The organism is Brachybacterium sp. HMSC06H03, from assembly GCF_001807385.1.
Taxonomy (GTDB): Bacteria; Actinomycetota; Actinomycetes; order Actinomycetales; family Dermabacteraceae; genus Brachybacterium; species Brachybacterium conglomeratum.
The window spans coordinates 1-1,268 of the sequence record NZ_KV788692.1 but is presented as its reverse complement, the minus strand read 5'-3'; the positions used below and the strand labels follow the sequence as shown (position 1 = coordinate 1,268).

Here is a 1,268-nt window from a genome sequence, read left to right as displayed (position 1 = left end):
AACGGTGCCGAGCGGGCCCGCGGCGGAGCGCGGCCGGGCGCCGAGGAGGCTGGTGGGCCCGTCGCGTCCCGCTCCGGGGCACGGACGCCGGTCGGTCCCGGGCATCCCGACCGCGAGGAGCAGGTGCTCTACGATCCGCCGGACCTGCCGGCGCCGGCGGATCCCTTCGAGCTCGCCCGCCGCACCGTCAACCGCTCCCGTGCCGCCGCCCGCGACCGCGGCCTCTTCCCGATCTCCGCGAAGACGCAGGCCAGGGACGTGCGCGACCGGTCCGGCCGGGCGCCGGGCTACTCCGGCTCGCGCCCGGACCCGCGGGACCCGCAGGGCATCGAGCTGGTGCTGAAGAAGGTGCTGGGGAACCTCGGCTGGAACGCAGGGATGAGCACCGGACGGGTGCTGGACGAATGGGATCAGATCGTCGGCGAGAGGCTCGCGACGCACTGCCGCCCGGTCTCCTTCGAGGACGGGGTGCTGGTGGTCAGCGCCTCCTCCTCGGCGTGGGCGGCGCAGCTGCGGATGCTCACCCCGCAGCTGATCACCACCATCGAGGAGCACGTCGGCTCCCACGTCGTCTCGGAGCTGAAGGTCACCGGCCCGGCCGCCGCCGAGCGCAGCTGGAAGAAGGGCCGACGGACGGTGACCTGGCGCGGCCCCCGGGATACGTATGGCTGATCGACGTGCTGCGAGGGACGAGCGGTGGGAGATCAGCGGGTGGGTGGAGCCTGGTCGGGCGTTCATCCGCCGTCATCCTCCCGGCCGACCCTGCTACGGTGTGCTCTCGACGAGCTGATGATGCTCGCGTGCACTGGGGTCGGTGAAATTCCGAGCCGGCGGTGACAGTCCGCGACCCGAGGGCCCATGGCCCGAGGCTGACCAGGTGGAACTCCTGGACCGACGGTGAGAGTCCGGATGGGAAGCGCACGCGGTCGACGTCGCCTGGCGTACCTGCCGACCCTCCGGGCACGGCCGGCGCCCCCGGTGACGTCGTCCCCTCTCTTCCTCTCCCTCCGGGACCGCGAGCGCGGACGGAGGAGAGGCCATGGACCCCGGCACCACGCAGGACGCCCCCCGGAGCGACCGCGCAGGGATCACCCCCGCGGAGACCGTCGCGCTGCGCCGCGCGCTCGAGATCGCCGCGGACCCCGCCGTGCCGTTCGGCCCGAATCCCCGCGTCGGCTGCGTGCTCCTCGCCGCCGACGGGACGGTCCTCGCCGAGGGCCGTCACCGCGGGGCCGGCACCGCCCACGCCGAGGCCGACGCCCTCGCCT

The 1,268-nt window shown here is 74.4% G+C and carries 1 protein-coding gene, 1 pseudogene and 1 riboswitch; the gene and the pseudogene both read left to right on the top strand.

Annotation, left to right across the window (positions count from 1 at the left end):
- A partial coding sequence (locus HMPREF3159_RS04025; RefSeq protein ID WP_083305784.1) for a DciA family protein occupies positions 1-672 on the top strand: 672 nt, incomplete at its 5' end.
- 124 nt (positions 673-796) lie between these two features.
- A riboswitch (FMN riboswitch) is annotated at positions 797-926 on the top strand.
- A gap of 113 nt (positions 927-1,039) precedes the next feature.
- A pseudogene (locus tag HMPREF3159_RS04020) lies at positions 1,040-1,268 on the top strand (riboflavin biosynthesis protein RibD); the annotation flags it as partial.